The following is a 16,418-nucleotide window of genomic DNA, read 5'->3' on the forward strand; positions in this document are numbered from 1 at the left end:
CGCGTCCCCGCGCATCTGCTCGGGTGCCATCCACGCCAGGGTCCCGATCACGTGCCCGGTGCGGGTCAACGTGCTGCTGTCGCTGATGTGGGCGACGCCGAAATCGATCACCTTCGGCCCGTCCCACGCCAGCAGGATGTTCGACGGCTTCAGATCGCGGTGCACGACGCCCGCAGCATGGATGGCGACCAGTGCGTCGGCCAGCCCGACCGCGAGACCGCGGACGAGATGGTTCTCCAGCCGGCCGCGAGCCCGGACCGCCTCGGCCAGGCTGATGCCTTCGACGTACTCGGTGACCATCCACGGTGCCGGGGCGTTGGTGTCGGCGTCGAGCACGGCGGCTACCGCGTTGCCCCGCACGCGCAGCGCCGCGTGGACCTCGCGCTCGAACCTGCTGCGGAACTCGGCGTCCTCGGCGAGTTCCTCGGCGGCCACCTTCACCGCGACCGCGTGTTGTTCCGGGGTGAAGCCGAGATAGACGGTTCCCATGCCACCGGCCCCGATGCGGTTCTGCAGACGGTACGGGCCGATCTGGCGAGGGTCGTCCTCCAGCAGCGGTGTGAGCATCCTTCTCCTCACTCCACTGATCTCGCGGGTGTGGTGCGGGCACCCACCCACTCAGGGCGCTGTGAACGAAAGGGTATGTCGCTGACTGCCGTGAAGCAGACTGCACGGTAGGTCACAGATGTCCCTTCCCTTCGTCGTCGTAAGACATCCGAGCATCGCCCGGGGTGCCGCCGGTGAGCGTCTCGGTGCGGCGTGTCCTGCAACACCGCCTGCGCCCGCGCAACCGGTCAGGCCGCCACCGGCCGCAAGATGCGGACATGGACAGTGACAGCCGACCAGGACGGCAGACGTCCGCCGACTGGCGGACGAATCTGCTCGCCGGTATCACGTTGGGGCCGTCGACCGCCCCCGCGGTCAACCGCTCTGGCTGGCCGGACTACGACGGACGGCCGGCGCTTAGGTGGGGGACCGGCCTGATCGCGGGTGTGCCGGCGGTCGCCGCGGTCTGGGACTTCGCCGTCCACGGCGGCAGCTTCGGCGAGGCAGACGCCGCCGGTTTCGCGGCGGCCGCGGCCGCCGCGGTCACGAGCCGCCGTCCGCTGGTGTCGTTCCTGCGCAGCGGCGGTACCCGGCTGCAGGAGGGGGTCGCCGGGCTCGTCGGGCTGCCCCGCGCGGCCCTCGCCCTCGCGGCCCTCGACGCGGCCGGGGTCGGCCACGTCGCCATCGCCGACCAGCCGACGACCGGCGGGGTCTGGGTCACCATCGGCTCGCGCTGCGATGTGCGCTGCGCAGTGGCCGGGGCGACGGTCGGCTTCTCCGGTCCCCGCGTGGTCGCCGCGACGACCGGGACGCCGCCGCCCGCCGGCAGCCACACCGCGGCGTCCGCCCTCGCAGGCGGCCTCGTCGACGCCGCGCTCGCACCCGACGCCGTCGCGGGCTGGCTGCGCCGGGCGCTGACCGCACTGACCCCGCTGACCCCCCCAAGCCCCGAGCCGGCGACCCGGGCGCCGACGCCGACGGTCCCGCGGCCGGCGTGGGCCGGTGTGCCGGCGGGCTTCGAACAGGTGGCCGCCCGCTCCGGCTGGGAGCAGGTGACGGCGGCCCGGACCGGCGAGCGACCGGACGGGGTGGCGGTGCTGTGCGCGCTGCTGCCCGACGGGGTCGACCTCGTCGGGCCCGATCCGCTGGTCGGTGCCCGGATCGGCGCCCTTCACGGCGGTGGCGGGATGCGCGCGGTGGTCGCCGCGGTCGGGGCCCGGCGCGGCAGCGCGCCGGGCCCCGCAGGATACCGGCTGCTTGTCCGGGCCGCCCAGCTGGCGGGCAAGCTCGGCGTCGGGCTGGTGACGCTCGTCGACACCCCCGGCGCGGCCGGCGACGCGCCCGCCGAAGCCGCCGGGATCGCCGCGGCGATCGGGGACGCGATGGCGGCGGTCCTGGCCTGCCCCTGTCCAACCGTGTCAGTCGTGCTCGGCGAGGGCGGTTCGGGCGGCGCGCTCGCCGCTACGGTGACCGATATGGTTGCTATGACTGTGGACAGCTACTTTACGGCGCTCTCTCCGGAGGGCACCGCGACGACCCTGCGCATTCCGGTCGAGCAGGCGGCGGACCGGGCGGGGCTGCGCCCGACGGATCTGTACCGGCTCGGTTTCGCCGACTGCCTGCTGCCCGCCACCGGCGCAGATCAGGTGGCGCAGGCGGCCACGGGACTGCTCGCCGAGCTCGCCTGGCAGGACCCGGTGCAGCGTCGGCGACGGCGCCAGCAGCGATGGTCGGCAGAACTATGTGACAGTCTGTAATCTCTTTGTATTTCTCGGCCTGATCCCGGCGAGGTCGGGTGAACGCACACGAGCCCACCTGGCGACGGTGCGACGAAGGAGAGTGATCGAACATCGGCGAGCCGGCACCACCAGCGCCCAAGCGGGCACCGACGGCACCGGTCGCGGGGGTCTGGGGGGTCGCGAGGCCTCGCAGCCGCGCACTCGTCGCGGGTCTGCGTGCCACCGGGGACAACGCCCGCGGCCTCGCCGTCGAGGCAGCCTGGATCGCGGCCCATCTGGCCCTCTATCCGGCGAGCGCGCTGCGCCGCCAGCCGGACCGGGACGACGAACCGTACTCCCTCGACGATCTGCCCCCGCTGCAGCGTGGCCTTCAGGTCCACGCGCCCGATGCGGCGGGGACGCCGATCCTGCTCGTCCACGGGCTGGTCGACAACCGTTCGGTCTTCGTCCGCCTGCACCATCAGCTACGCCGACGGGGCTTTCGCCGGGTTCGAGCGGTCGAGTTGCCCCTGTGGACCACCACCGTCGAGGACGGCGCCCGGCTGCTCGCCGACTCGGTGACGGCCGCGGCGGGCGACGGCGGCCGCGTGCACGTCGTCGCCCATTCCCTGGGCGGACTGGTGGCCCGCTACCACGTTCAGCGAATGGGCGGCGACCGGCAGGTCGACACGCTGATCACCCTCGCCACCCCGCACGGCGGCACCCGGCTGGCCGAGCTGGTGCCCCGAGCTCTGCCCTATCCCCTGCTCGCCCAGTTACGGCCGGGCTCGCCGCTGCTGGCCGAGCTCAGCAGGCCGGCCCCGGGATGCCGGACGCGGTTCATCGCGGTCGCCGCCGGCCGGGACACGGTGGTCCGCCCGCCCCAGGCCGCGCTCGAGCATCCGGATCTGAACTCCGTGAACATCACCGTCCCCGGGCTCGGGCATCACTCGCTGGCGTTCAACGGGGCAGTGGCCCGCCAGGTTGCCGGGTGGCTTGCCGAGACGGTGCCGTCAGAGCTTCTCAACGGGGGCGTAGCGCAGCAGCAGGCGCTTGGTCCCGGCGTCGGCGCCGAAGTCGATCGTCGCCTCGGCCGAATCCCCCACCCCGCCGGTGGCGACGACGACACCGAGGCCGAAGCTGTCATGGGTCACCCGGTCGCCTTGGCTCAGTTCCAGCACGGGCCGGGCCGCCGGGCGCCCGGCGAATGGTGAGTTCGGCAGCGACCTGCGCGCCGGCCCGCTCCCCCCGCCCGTGCCCGACCCGAATCCGCCGGAGCCACCCCAGGGCCGGGCGGCCGGCTCCGGCGCCGCCTCAACGAGACGGCGCCAGTCGACCAGCGCGTCGGGCACCTCGCCGAGGAACCTCGACGGCGGGTTGTAGGCCGGCTGCCCCCAGGCACTGCGGACGACGGAACGGGTCAGATACAGCCGGGAGCGGGCCCGGGTGACCCCCACGTAGGCCAACCGGCGTTCCTCCTCCAGCTGGGTGGGGTCGCCCAGGGTCCGCAGGTGGGGGAAGACGCCGTCCTCCAGGCCGGTGAGGAAGACGACGGGGAACTCCAGGCCCTTGGCGCTGTGCAGGGTCATGAGGGTGACGACGCCATCGGAGCCGTCGTCGGTGGGGATCTGGTCGGCGTCGGCGACCAGCGAGACCTGCTCGAGGAACTCGGCGAGAGTGCCCTCTGGACTGCGCTCGGTGAACTCCTGGACGACCCCGACCAGTTCCTGGAGGTTCTCGACCCGCCCCTGGGCCTCCGCCGTGTCCTCCGCGACGAGCTCGGAAAGGTAACCGGTGCGTTCGCGGGCCGCCTCGACGACGGCCACCGGCCCGTTCGCCTCGACCGCGCGCAGCTCGGTGAGCAACGCCGTGAACTCACGCACGGCCTTCGCCGAGCGGGTGGCAATCCCCGGCACCTCACCGACGCGCTCCAGCGCCGCGGCGAAGCCGATCCGCTCGACCTCGGCGAAGCCGGCCAGCGCCGCCTCCGCCCGGTCCCCGATGCCACGCCGCGGCACGTTGAGGATGCGGCGCAGGTTCACCGTGTCGTTCGGGTTGACCAGCACCCGCAGGTAGGCGAGCAGGTCGCGGATCTCCCGACGCTCGTAGAAGCGCACCCCGCCGACGACCCGGTAGGGCAGCCCGACCCGGACGAAGATCTCCTCGAAGACGCGGCTCTGCGCGTTGGTCCGGTAGAACACCGCGACGCCCGCGGGCCGGGCCAGCCCCGCATCGGTGAGCCGGTCGACCTCCTCGGCGACGAAGGCGGCCTCGTCGTGCTCGTTGTCGGCGACGAAGCCGACGATCTTCTCTCCGTCGCCGGCATCGGACCACAGCCGCTTCGCCTTGCGCTGGTTGTTGCGCGCGATCACCCCGTTCGCGGCGGACAGGATGGTCTGGGTGGAGCGGTAGTTCTGCTCCAGCAGGATCACCGCGGCGTTGGGGAAATCCTCCTCGAACTCCACGATGTTGCGGATGTTCGCCCCGCGGAAGGCGTAGATCGACTGGTCGGCGTCGCCGACGACGCAGAGCTCCGCGGGCGGCACGGCACCCGACGCCCACGTGGCGGTCGAGACCGGTGGGTCCGCCGCCGCCGGGGCGTCGGCATCGACGTGCGCGGGCTGACCGACGAGTTCCCGCACGAGGACGTACTGGGCGTGGTTGGTGTCCTGGTACTCGTCGACCAGCACGTGCCGGAACCGGCGCCGGTAGTGCTCGGCCACGTCGGGGAATGCCTGGAGCACGTTGACCGCCATCATGATCAGGTCATCGAAGTCGAACGCGTTGGCCTGGGCCAGCCGCTGCTGGTAGGCGGCGTAGACCTCGGCGACGGTGCGCTCCTGGTGGCTGCTCGCCCGATCCCGCGCGGCCTCCCAGTCGATCAGTTCGTTCTTCAGGTTGCTGATCTGCGCGGCCAGGCCGCGCGCGGGGTGTCGCTTCGGGTCAAGGTCGAGATCCCGGGTGACCATTGTGATCAGCCGCTGCGCGTCCGCGGCGTCGTAGATGGAGAAGGAGGACCCGTAGCCGAGCCGCTTCGCCTCCGACCGCAGGATGCGCACGCAGGCCGAGTGGAACGTGCTGACCCACATCTCCCGCGCCCGCGGACCGACCAGCGCACCGACCCGCTCCCGCATCTCGGCCGCGGCCTTGTTCGTGAATGTGATTGCCAGGACCTCTCCGGGACGGACGCCGCGAGCCGCCAGCAGGTAGGCGATGCGGTGGGCCAGCACCCGGGTCTTGCCCGAACCCGCGCCCGCCACGACCAGCAGCGGCGCGCCGATGTGCACCACCGCGGCCCGCTGCTGCGGGTTGAGCCCGTCGAGCAGGCCCTCGGCGTCGAGCCGGGGCGCCCCACCGCCCGCGTCGCCGCCTGCGGGTGGGGCGAGCACCGCCGGACCGAACAGGTCATAGGGCACGCCGCCGCCGGCGCCCGCGGCCGACTCGCCGAAGGCACCGGGGGACTCACCGAACAGAGTGCTCATCAGACCTCGATCATACGTTCGACGCCGGACTGGTCGGGGCCGGGCTCGCCCGGGACACGCCGCCTCCGGACGGACCGGGCAGCGGCCCGGCCAGGGGCGGCCAGGGGCGGCCAGGGGCGGCTCATCGTGGAGCGTCACGCGGCCGCGACGTCACCGACCCGCGTATCGCCACCTTAAGGTCACCCCGGCCGCCGGCCGCCCGGCGGGCCGCCTCAGGCCGTGGTCCGCAGCCCGCCGGCATCCTCGATCGCCACCGCCGCCATCGACTTGACCCGGCTGGCCACCCCGGGATCGATGTTGCCCCCCGACAGGATCGCCACGGTCGGCCCCTGGGCCAGGCCGCCGTGGCGCAGCAGCGCCGCGACCGGCGCGGCTCCGGCCGGCTCCACGGCGAGGCCGGTCCGGCGCAGCAGCACCATCGCCTCCCAGAAGGCGGCCTCGTCCACGGTCACCACCTCGTCCACCAGCCTGGTGGCGAGCGCGAAGGTAAGCGCACCCGGCTCGCTCACGGCTATGCCGTCGGCGATCGTGCGGGCCGCCGCCGCCGGGCGGGTCGGGGCCGGCCGCCCGGACGGCCTGCTGCCGGGGATGACCGGGACGACCCGGGCCCGAGCCGAGGCACCGGGCAGGCCCGCATCCCCCGCCACGGACAGCCGGCGCCCCGCCCGCAGCGACGCGGCGAAGGCCGGCGCCAGGACCGACTGCACACCGATCACCCGCACGCCGGGCCGGCGCGCCCGCAGTGCCGCGGCGACCCCCCCGAGCAGGCCCCCACCGCCCACGCCGACCAGAACGGTGCCCAGGTCCGGCACCTGGTCGAGCAGCTCAAGGCCGATCGTGCCCTGACCGGCCACCACGGCCGGGTCGTCGAAGGGATGCACGAACAGGCGCCCGCCGCGGGCGGCGTAGTCGGCCGCGGCGGCGAGGGCGGCCTCCACCCCCCCGGGCACCTCCTCGACCCGCGCGCCCCACCGTCGGGTCCGGGCGACCTTGACCGGGTTCACCCCAGCCGGCACGAAGATCGTCGCGGGGACGCCGAAGGCGGCCGCCGCGAACGCCACCCCTTGGGCGTGGTTGCCGGCACTGGCCGCAACGACGCCCCGGGCGCGCGCTGCCGGGTCCGCGGTCGCCACCCGGTGGTAGGCGCCGCGCAATTTGAACGAGCCGGTGTGCTGCTCGTTCTCACACTTGAACCACACGGGCGTGCCGAGCGCTGCCGACAGGCCGGGATCACGCACGACCCGGGTCCGCCGCGCCACGCCGTCGAGCACCCCCCCCGCCGCCTCGATGGCCGAGACGCTCAGGTCCGCCCCACCGCCTGGGTCCGTACCGATCCCACGCTCCGCGTCGCCACCTGGACCCGGGCCTGGACCCGCGTTCACCTCCGGCGGCCCGTCGGCGCCGGGGTCCCCGCCCCCGGACGTCGGTTGGTTGTCTGCGGCTGGTGCGGTCATGAGGCCTCTCCCGGCAGCTGTGCGGCCACCTCGCCGTGACCGCGGCAACAAAAATGCCCCCCGCCGAGCAGGCGGAAGGCATGGCGCGCGGACCCGGAGCTCGGGTGCGCGCCTAGGTAATGGCCATCTGGTGCACGTTCACAGCTCTCAGCTTGCTCCGGACTTGCCAGGACGTCAAACCGGAGGCGCCCGGAGGCGGTCAGGGCCGCCGGGCCACCCCTGTCGACGGCCGGGCCTACTCCCACTCGATGGTGCCCGGGGGCTTCGAGGTGATGTCGTAGACGACCCGGTTTACCTGCCCCACCTCGTTGACGATCCGGTTGGAGATGCGTTCGAGCAGACCGTAGGGCAGCCGCGCCCAGTCTGCGGTCATCGCGTCCTCACTGGTGACCGCGCGCAGGACGACCGGGTGCCCGTAGGTGCGCTCGTCGCCCTGCACGCCGACCGACCGCACGTCCGCGAGCAGCACTGCGAAAACCTGCCAGATCTCCCGGTCCAGCCCGGCTCGGCGGATCTCGTCACGGACCACCTCGTCGGCCGCCCGGACCACGTCGAGCCGCTCGGGGGTGACCTCGCCGATGATGCGTACGGCGAGTCCCGGGCCGGGGAACGGCTGGCGCCAGACGATCTCCTCCGGCAGGCCGAGCTCCTCGCCGAGGCAGCGGACCTCGTCCTTGAACAACGTGCGCAACGGCTCGACCAGCCCGAACCGCAGATCCTCCGGCAGACCGCCGACATTGTGGTGCGACTTGATCTTCGCCGCCGTCGGGGAACCCGATTCGATCACGTCGGGGTACAGGGTCCCCTGTACGAGGTGCTCGATCGTCGCGCCCTCGGCCTCGGCGCGGGCTTCCAGCTCCCGGGCCGATTCCTCGAAGACCCGGATGAACTCCCGGCCGATGATCTTCCGCTTGCGCTCCGGGTCGGTCACGCCGGCCAACGCCGCGGCGAACCGGTCGGCCGCCTTGACGTGAACGAGATCGACGCCGGTGGACGCGACGAAGTCCCGCTCGACCTGTTCGGCCTCACCCGCCCGCAGCAGGCCGTGGTCCACGAACACACAGGTCAGGGCGTCACCGACAGCGCGGTGCACGAGCGCTGCGGCGACCGCGGAGTCAACCCCGCCGGACAGCCCGCAGATCAGCCGGCCGGAGCCGACCTGAGCGCGTACCGCCGCCACCGCCTCGTCGACGATGTTGACCATGGTCCAGGTCGGCCGGCAGCCCGCGCCCACCAGCAGGAAGTGGCGCAGCACATCGAGTCCACGTTCGCTGTGCACGACCTCCGGATGGAACTGGACGCCGTAGAGGCGGCGAGCCGGATCCTCGAAGGCGGCGACGGGCGTCGACGGGGTCGACGCCGTCACCCGGAAGCCGGGCGGGGCTGCGGTCACGGAGTCGCCGTGCGACATCCACACCTGCTGCGTGGCCGACAGGCCATCGAACAGGACGCCCGGCTCACCCACCGACAGGCGAGTCGCTCCGTACTCCGCCGTTCCAGTCCGGGCGACCGAGCCGGCCAGCGTCTGGGCCATCACCTGATGGCCGTAGCAGATACCGAGAATGGGCAGCCCGGTGTCGAACAACGCGGGGTCGACCCGAGGCGCTCCCGGCGAGTACACCGACTTCGGCCCGCCGGAAAGGATCAGCGCTGACGGTCCGCGGGCGAGGATCTCGTCCACGGGCATGTCCCACGGAACGATCTCCGAGTACACATGGCATTCCCGGACCCGCCGGGCGATCAGTTGAGCGTACTGCGCGCCGAAATCGATCACCAGCACCGTGTCATAACCGGGATGCCCCGCCGAACCCGGGCCGGCAGGGGTACCGGGCCTGGTCACCGGTACCGCCGGGGCGCTCCCAGCCGGGCCCGGGCCCCCCGGTCTCGCATCGTGACCAGCATCGCTGCGCTGCAACTCGCTCACGCTGCAAGCCTACGGACCCGGCGGCACCTGTGGGCCGGGCCCCTCGCTGGCGACCCGCTCGGCCCGGGAGGGGCCCATGAGTGCCGTTCGCGGAACGGGCGGTGCATCGCGGGGCCCGCGAAGACCGTAACGGCGGATGTCGCAGATGCCTGCTTTGCACCTTCAGTGCCACTCACTGGGACAAGCCCTACGTCACGATGGGCGCACGTTGTCGGACTTCGTGACGGTTACGCTGACGGTGACTCCGTGCGCAGTCGCCACAACTGGCACACAGCCACCAACGCGCTTACGGTAGGCGCCTTTCGGATGCCGACTTCGTACCGCTATGGTGCCTGGCAAGGGACATCAGGGCCCGATACCGAGCCATCCTGGTACGACGTGTTCCGGGAGGCTGGCGGAGAGGTTGCGAAGGTACGTGCGCAGACAACCGATGGCCAGCAGCACGGGCATCGCCGCAGACCCGGAGCCGACCTCGGCCCCGGGTTTGCCCGTGGACACCGAAGACGGCGGGCAACGCGACGATCGCCCCGCGGGGTCCGGCCTGGCGCGCCTTCGTAGCGCCGCCACTAACCCCACCAACTGGCGGGTCCGCACCAAGCTGATCGCGATTCTGGCCGTGCCGGTCGTCGCGATCCTCGTCTACTCCTCGATCGAGGCCGGCACGGTACTGACCAGCACCCGGGACGTGAACCGGATCTCGGATCTCACTGAGATCAGCCGATCCGCATCGACGCTCGCCCATGCCCTGCAAACGGAACGGACATACAGCACCGGATTCGTGGCGAGCGGCCCGGTCGGTTCCCGTGACTCCACCGCCGTCCCCTCCTCCCAGGCGAGGGTGAACGATGCCTACCAGGCCTACAAGGCGGTGGCCAACGGTCGGCGGGACTCCTTCGGCAGCGAGGTTCGTCGGGCCCTCGACGACGTCCAGACCAGGATGGACTCGCTGCCCACGAAGCGGCAGACGATCCAAAGAGTTGTCGACCCGAAAGCCGTCCAGACGGCCTTTCAGTCGATCGTCGACTCGCTGATCAGCCTGGTCCAGCTCATCCCGCAGGGAAATGACGACCTGCAGCTCGACAACGGCGTCAATACGGCCTACTTCCTCATGGCGGGGACGGAACTCCTCGCTCAGCAGCAAGCCCTCGTCTACGGCCTGCTCCGGCGGGGCAGCGACCAAACCTTCACCGAAGGTGACTATCGCGAGTTTCTCTCCGACGAGACTCAGCGGTCACGGGAGCGGGACGACCTCGAGAACGTCGCCGGGCCGGCCCAGCTGGCCCTCTACACCCCGACAATCGACTCCGAAAACAATGGCGACATCCGCAACACCCAGAATTACGTCGAGGAGATCCTGGACGCGCCCATCGGTCAGCCGCTGTCCGTCGTCACGTCGGAGAAGTGGAACCGGGCTACTCAGGAGACCATCGACACCAGTACCGACGCGGCGGACAAGCTCCTCGGGCTCGTCGACGACCGGGTCGACACCCTGCGCGGCGACATCCAGCGACGGGCGCTGCTGTCTGGGCTGCTCATCGTGCTCATCCTCGCCGCCGCCCTGCTGTCCGCGCTGATCGTGGCGCGGTCCCTGGTCCGACCGCTGCTGGCGCTGCGGACCGCGGCGCTCGACATCGCCGACCGCCGGCTGCCGGACGCCGTCCGCCGCCTGCGTGACTCCACCGATCAGGACATCGACGACTCGATCGAACCGGTCGGTATCAACACCGACGAGGAAGTCGGTGAAGTCGCCCGGGCCTTCGACGAGGTCCACCGCGAGGCGATCCGACTGGCCTCCGAGCAGGCCTCGCTGCGGAACAACGTCAACGCGATGTTCGTGAACCTCTCCCGACGCAGCCAGGGCCTGGTCGAACGCCAGCTCCGCCTGATCGACGACCTGGAGAACCGCGAGCAGGACCCCGACCAGCTGTCCAACCTCTTCAAGCTGGACCACCTCGCCACCCGAATGCGGCGGAACAACGAGAGCCTGCTGGTCCTCGCCGGCACGGACACCGCCCGCCGCTGGACGCACCCCGTGCCACTCAACGAGGTGGTCCTGGCCGCCATCTCCGAGGTGGAGCAGTACACCCGGGTGAAGCAGACCTCGGCCGCGCCGGTGTCTATCGCCGGCAACGGTGTCAGCGACGTCGTCCATCTGGTCGCCGAGCTGCTGGAGAACGCCACCTCCTACTCGCCGCCGGTCACCGAGGTGCTGGTGACCAGTCATTCGCTCGGCCCCGGCGCCGGCGCGATGATCGAGATCGAGGACCGAGGCATCGGCATGCCGGCCAAGGAGCTCGAGCGGGTCAACGAGCGACTGGCCAACCCCCCGGTCGTCGACGTGTCGGTGTCGCGGACGATGGGTCTGTTCGCGGTCGGCCGGCTGGCCGGCCGGCACGGCATTCGCGTCCAGCTGCGTGAATCGGCCTCGGGCGGTATCACCGCCGTCGTCCGGCTGCCCGCGAAGCTGGTCACCGGCGACAGCGCCGCCGGCACCGGGCCCGGCCGTCCCCCGGCTCTGAACCGGCCCGCGGCCACGCCGGCGATCGGCGGACCCGGCGGCGGGCGGCCCCCCGAGCGACCGAGTAACGGCGTCACGTCCGACCGCACGAACGGCGCGCCGACCCCGGCGGGCAGCCCCGCGAACAACGGGATGAGCAACGGGCACCGGCCTGTCTCGGAGCCCGCGGCGCGGGAGAACATCTTCGATGACTCCAGCGGTCCGCGGCGCTTCCCCAACACCGGTCCGTTTCCGCTAACCGGCCCACTGGCCGCACAGCTCGGCTCCGATCGCACCGGACCAATGCCCACCGCGGACCGCCGTGATTTCGGCCTGGAGGATTTCTCCCCCGGCCTGGACAACGACCGCGACGAACACGACGACGACACCGGCGGCACGGCGGCGCCCCCGTCGCACAGGATCGACGGCGGCACCTCGCCTCGGGCCACCCAGTTCCCGGGCACCTCCCCGCAGGACCGGGCGTCCGCCGGCCCCGCCGACGCCGACCCACGGGAGTTCGACAGCCAGGAGATCGATCTCGACGCCCTGCCCGGCCACGGCACCGAGCCACGCGGCCGAGCCGAGACGCCGCCCAGCGGCCCCGCTGTCGGCGGCACGGCTCCCGGCGGAGTCACTCCAGACACCGAGTCCATCGACCGGCGCGGTCCGGCCAGGCGTGAGCAGCCCGCACCGGATGTGACGAGTCCCGTCTCGTTCGGGGACAACCGCTGGCCGACCCGCCCCCGGCCCGCGGATCACGACCCTGCGGCGGGTGAACAGTCCGAAACGGTGCCGAAGCTCCCCATCCGGGAGCGCCCGAACCTCCGGGACCTCGCCGATCTCGACGCCATCCGCCCGCCGGTCGAGCCGACCAGCCCCCGCGCGGGCAATGTGTTCGCCCGCGCCGAGGACCGCCCCGATCCACAGGCGCGGCCGCGCCCCGAGGCCGCCACCGGAACGCAGTCACCAACCCGCCCGCAGACACAGACCGGACCACAGTCGCGGACTGCTCCCGGCCGCGTCACGGAGACGGCGCCTGCCGAGATCACCGGCGACCAGGCCCCGGCCGAGTCGGACACCGACGACGTCGAGACCTCGCCGATCTTCGACTCCGTGTCGGCGTGGTTCCAGCGCCGAACGCCAGCCGACGCGGCATCGGCCCAGCGCCAGGCCCCCGCAGCGGCCGCGCGGGCGACCGATGAACCGGCAGCCGCCGTCTCGGCCGCACAGCCCGCCCGACCATCCCGGCGTCCCGGCATCGGCGGGGCCTTCGGGCAGCGCGGTCCGGTCCGTCCGGCCACCGAGCCCGGCGCGGGTGCCCGCCCGGTGGCCCCATCCGAGCCAACCTTCAACCCGGCACCCGTGGCCGCCTTTTCGGCACTACAGCAGCCCCCACAATCCGGTGGGCCAGCGCGACCAGGACCCGGGCAGCTGGGGACCAGCCCGCAGCACCAGCCCGCAGCGGCCCAGCACGCCGTGGTGCCCCAGTCCCACCAACCGGCGGGGCAGCCTCATCCGCCGGCACAGCACCAGTCGGCACCACAGCACCAGGCAGCACCTCAGCCGCCGGCCTCGGGAGACTGGAGCTCTCCCGGGGACGCCGGCTGGCAGGCAGCCGAGTCGTTGCGCCAGCCGAGCACCGGTGGCGTGGCGCGATCGGGCCTACCGGTGCGCGTTCCCATGACCCATCTCGTGCCCGGCAGCGCCGAACCCGCGCCAAGCCGGCGTCCCGCCGAAGCCTCGACCAGGTCTCCCGAGGCAGTCGGTGGCCGGCTTGCCAGCTTCTACCAGGGCGTGCGGCAGGGACGTGATGTCGGAGTCGACACCACGAGGAATCCTCGACGTGACGCGCAGGAGGAACGGTGACACCCGTGAGTTCTGAGGCTCAGAACCTCAACTGGTTGATCAATAATTTTGTCGATCGGGTCCCGGGTGTCGCCCACACCGTGGTGGTGTCCGCGGACGGGCTGCTGCTGGCCGTCTCCGACGGCTTTCCCCGCGACCGGGCCGACCAGCTCGCCGCGGTGGCGTCCGGGCTGGTGAGCCTGACCCAGGGCGCGGCGCGCGTGTTCGAGGCGGGCGCCGTGACGCAGAGCGTGGTCGAGATGGAACACGGTTTCCTGTTCATCATGTCGATCAGCGACGGGGCGAGCATGGCAGTACTGGCAGCACCGTCGTGCGACATCGGCCTGGTCGGGTACGAGATGGCACTGCTGGTCAGCCGGGCGAAGGATGTTCTGACCCCGGCACTGCGCGCCGAACTGCAGGGAACGCTTCCGCGGTGAATGAGCGGCAGCACAGGGAGTCAGGGTGAGTATCGATCCTGAGAACGCGCCCGGTCCGGTCGTCCGTCCCTACGCGATGACCGGCGGGCGAACTCGGTCACGTTACGAGCTCGCCATCGAGGCACTCGTCTTCACGACGCCGCTCGGCGAGGAACGGGCCCTCGGCCTCAACCTTGAGCAACAGACCATCGCCGCCATGTGCCGGCAGGTGCGATCCATCGCGGAGATCGCCGCCGGGCTCCGGGTGCCTCTGGGAGTCGCCCGCGTGCTGGTCGGCGACATGGCGGACGAAGGCTTCGTCCGCGTCCACCAGCAGCCTGGCCGCAACGAGGCACCAGATCTCGCGTTGCTCGAAAGGGTTCTCAGTGGCCTTCGAAAGCTCTGACAACAGACGGGTCAACTCCTCCGTCGCCACGACCTCGGTGAAGATCGTGGTGGCGGGAGGATTCGGCGCCGGGAAGACCACTTTCGTGGGCTCGGTGTCCGAGATTGTCCCGCTGCGTACCGAGGCCGTCATGACGGAGGCGGGAGCCCACGTCGACGACCTCACCCACCTCTCCGACAAGACCACGACCACGGTCGCGATGGACTTCGGCCGCGTCTCCCTCGACGAGGACCTGATCCTGTACCTGTTCGGGACTCCTGGGCAGTACCGCTTCTGGTTCATGTGGGACGACATCGTCCGCGGCGCCATCGGCGCGATCGTCTTGGCCGACACCCGCCGGCTCGCGGACTGCTTTGCCGCCGTCGACTACTTCGAGCAGCGTCAGCTGCCGTTCGTCATCGGCGTCAACTGCTTCGACGGAATCCTGCGGCACTCCATCGAGGATGTCCGCGAGGCGTTGCAGATCAGCCCAACCGTGCCGATCATCACCTGTGACGCCCGCAACCGGGACTCGACCAAGACCGCGCTCATCGCCGTGGTCGAGCACACGATGTCACGGGCGGCCGCCCGCACCTGACCCCTGACAAACGCAGAGGGGCCCCGGGACATCTGTCCTGGGGCCCCTCTGCGTTGTGCGTCGGCGGGCCGCCGCTCAGACCGGCGGCGGGAGTTCGCGCAGCTGCGCGTCCACCGCGACCTTGCTGTTACCGCTGTTGTTCACGACCTTGAGGGCGAAGCGGTTGTCGACCTGATCCCACTGGCCGCCGACCAGGGTGGTGCGGGCCACGTTCTTCGGCACGTTCGGCTGGGAGCCGAACGCCACCGGCCCGACGATCGTCTGGGCCTCGACTTCCTTGATGGCCGCGGCGATGGCCTCCCGTTCCAGGGACGCGGCTCCGCCGAGCGCCTTCACCGCCACCTCGAACAGCGCGTAGGAGTAGCCCAGCGTCTGCGTCCAGCCGCGCCCGCGGGCGCCGTCGAAGTCGTTGGCCAGGTCCAGGGAGGACTTGTTGGTCAGCGAACTGCGGTAGGGATGGGACGGTGACCACGCGATCTCGGTGGTCAACCCGTCGCCGGTGGACCCGAGCGCCAGGACATCCTCCTGGAAGTCCAGCGCCTTCGACATGGTCAGCGCCTTCGGAGTGAAGTCCATCGTGCGAGTCTGGCGCCGGAAGGTGGCGAGGTCCGCGGCCTGGGGGATCCCGACCACGGCCTGGACGCCGGCGTTCTTGAAGGCGGTCAGGTACGTCTCGAATGATGTCGCTCCCGCCTGGTAGCCCGAGCTCGCCGGCGAGGTCAGCTGAAAATTGAAGTTGCGGATGGTCGGAATTCCGAAGTCGGGGTTGGCGAATGCCTGCCCGTCGTCGTCCGCGGGATACATCAGCCCCACCTTGGTGATCCCGAGCTGGCGCCACATCGCCACATAGGTGGCGACGACGTCCTCCATGCCCCAGAAAAAGTGGTAGGTCCAGTTGAAGGGCATGTCGACGTTACCGCCGCGCCCGTTCCACCAGGACTGCCAGGGGGCGTTCGTCGAGATACAGGGAACCTGATTGATCTCGCACTGGTCGGCGACCGGAATGGCCGTGTCCGACGTCCCACCGACCAGGACGATGTCGACCTTGTCCTTGAAGATCAGGTCGGTCGCGGCGATCCCGGCCCGGTGCCGGTCGGACTCGGAGTCGCGGACGAAGATCTCCACCGGGTAGGTACGGCCGCCCACCTTGACCCCGTCGGCGAGGAGCGTCTGCATCGTCTGGACGATGTACGAATCGACCACGCTGTAGGCGCTGAGCGTCCCGGTACGGGAGGTCACGTATCCGAGACGCACCTTGCGCGGGCCATCGGAGGTCGACGACCCGCCGCAGGCTGCGAGCAGCCCGGCGGCCGGCGCGGCCACCGCGGCGGTCCCGGCCCAGCGGAGCAGACTGCGCCGGTCGACGGCCGGTCGACCGGCCCCGACAGCTGCCGGGACGCCATCGCCCGTCCCGCCAGCCACATCCTTTTCGTTGCCGGCGGCTGCACGCCACCAACCACCCACACCACGGTCAGACCTGAGCATGGCACCTGATCCTGCCGCACCCCGGTCTAAACCCGACAACCGGGGTCGGCAGCCGAGCGGCCGGC

10 protein-coding genes and 1 pseudogene are annotated in these 16,418 nt (G+C 71.5%); 6 read left to right on the forward strand and 5 right to left on the reverse strand.

All coding sequences use genetic code 11. The features are described 5' to 3' along the window. The coding region (locus tag G6R25_RS01125) for a serine/threonine-protein kinase (RefSeq protein WP_163551305.1) at positions 1 to 567 on the reverse strand (567 nt) is incomplete at its 3' end. A 257-nt stretch (positions 568 to 824) separates the two neighbouring features. Here G6R25_RS01125 and G6R25_RS01130 point away from each other — a divergent pair. Both G6R25_RS01130 and G6R25_RS29365 read left to right on the forward strand, forming a co-directional pair. Beyond that, positions 825 to 2,303, forward strand: a complete 1,479-nt coding sequence (locus G6R25_RS01130; RefSeq protein WP_163551306.1) for a carboxyl transferase domain-containing protein — start codon at positions 825 to 827, stop codon at positions 2,301 to 2,303. Positions 2,304 to 2,692: 389 nt separating this feature from the next. Then, positions 2,693 to 3,064, forward strand: a pseudogene (locus G6R25_RS29365) (esterase/lipase family protein); the annotation flags it as partial. 213 nt (positions 3,065 to 3,277) lie between these two features. On the opposite strand, the gene pcrA reads toward G6R25_RS29365, so the two are convergent. From pcrA to guaA, 3 genes are all read right to left on the reverse strand, one after another. Beyond that, on the reverse strand, positions 3,278 to 5,746 hold the full coding sequence (gene pcrA, locus G6R25_RS01140; protein WP_163551307.1) for a DNA helicase PcrA: 2,469 nt from the start codon (positions 5,744 to 5,746) through the stop codon (positions 3,278 to 3,280). Positions 5,747 to 5,958: 212 nt separating this feature from the next. Continuing rightward, complete coding sequence (locus G6R25_RS01145) at positions 5,959 to 7,200, reverse strand: threonine ammonia-lyase (protein WP_163551308.1); 1,242 nt, start codon at positions 7,198 to 7,200, stop codon at positions 5,959 to 5,961. 235 nt (positions 7,201 to 7,435) lie between these two features. Continuing rightward, on the reverse strand, positions 7,436 to 9,040 hold the full coding sequence (gene guaA / locus G6R25_RS01150; protein WP_205446768.1) for a glutamine-hydrolyzing GMP synthase: 1,605 nt from the start codon (positions 9,038 to 9,040) through the stop codon (positions 7,436 to 7,438). Positions 9,041 to 9,614: 574 nt separating this feature from the next. Between guaA and G6R25_RS01155 the strand changes: the two genes are divergently transcribed. From G6R25_RS01155 to G6R25_RS01170, 4 genes are read left to right on the forward strand one after another with little or no spacing between them, the layout of a single operon-like run. Then, positions 9,615 to 13,487: a sensor histidine kinase gene (locus tag G6R25_RS01155; protein WP_336500089.1), complete on the forward strand. Its 3,873-nt coding sequence runs from the start codon at positions 9,615 to 9,617 to the stop codon at positions 13,485 to 13,487. Next, positions 13,484 to 13,906 carry a roadblock/LC7 domain-containing protein gene (locus tag G6R25_RS01160; protein WP_009740465.1) on the forward strand — a complete coding sequence of 141 codons (423 nt, stop codon included), beginning with the start codon at positions 13,484 to 13,486 and terminating at the stop codon, positions 13,904 to 13,906. The genes G6R25_RS01155 and G6R25_RS01160 overlap by 4 nt, the downstream gene beginning before the upstream one ends. 25 nt (positions 13,907 to 13,931) lie before the next feature. Then, a complete protein-coding gene (locus tag G6R25_RS01165; protein ID WP_163551311.1) occupies positions 13,932 to 14,291 on the forward strand; it encodes a DUF742 domain-containing protein in 360 nt (119 codons plus the stop codon). Beyond that, a complete protein-coding gene (locus G6R25_RS01170) occupies positions 14,272 to 14,868 on the forward strand; it encodes a GTP-binding protein (RefSeq protein ID WP_163551312.1) in 597 nt (198 codons plus the stop codon). Before G6R25_RS01165 ends, G6R25_RS01170 begins: the two co-directional genes overlap by 20 nt. Before the next feature lie 75 nt (positions 14,869 to 14,943). Here the strand turns inward: G6R25_RS01170 and G6R25_RS01175 are convergent, their stop codons facing one another. Beyond that, positions 14,944 to 16,290 (reverse strand): ABC transporter substrate-binding protein, encoded by a 1,347-nt coding sequence (locus tag G6R25_RS01175; protein WP_235947049.1) that lies wholly within the window; start codon positions 16,288 to 16,290, stop codon positions 14,944 to 14,946. Between the last annotated feature and the right edge of the window lie 128 nt (positions 16,291 to 16,418).

The sequence above is a fragment of the Candidatus Frankia alpina genome (genome assembly GCF_902806485.1).
In the GTDB taxonomy this organism is placed as follows: Bacteria; Actinomycetota; Actinomycetes; order Frankiales; family Frankiaceae; genus Frankia; species Frankia alpina.

Excerpts from the sequence above, each read along its gene's own strand:
- G6R25_RS01130 (WP_163551306.1), top strand. The coding sequence starts at position 825 with ATGGACAGTGACAGCCGACCAGGACGGCAGACGTCCGCCGACTGGCGG.
- G6R25_RS01145 (WP_163551308.1), bottom strand. The coding sequence starts at position 7,200 with ATGACCGCACCAGCCGCAGACAACCAACCGACGTCCGGGGGCGGGGAC.
- pcrA (WP_163551307.1), bottom strand. The coding sequence starts at position 5,746 with ATGAGCACTCTGTTCGGTGAGTCCCCCGGTGCCTTCGGCGAGTCGGCC.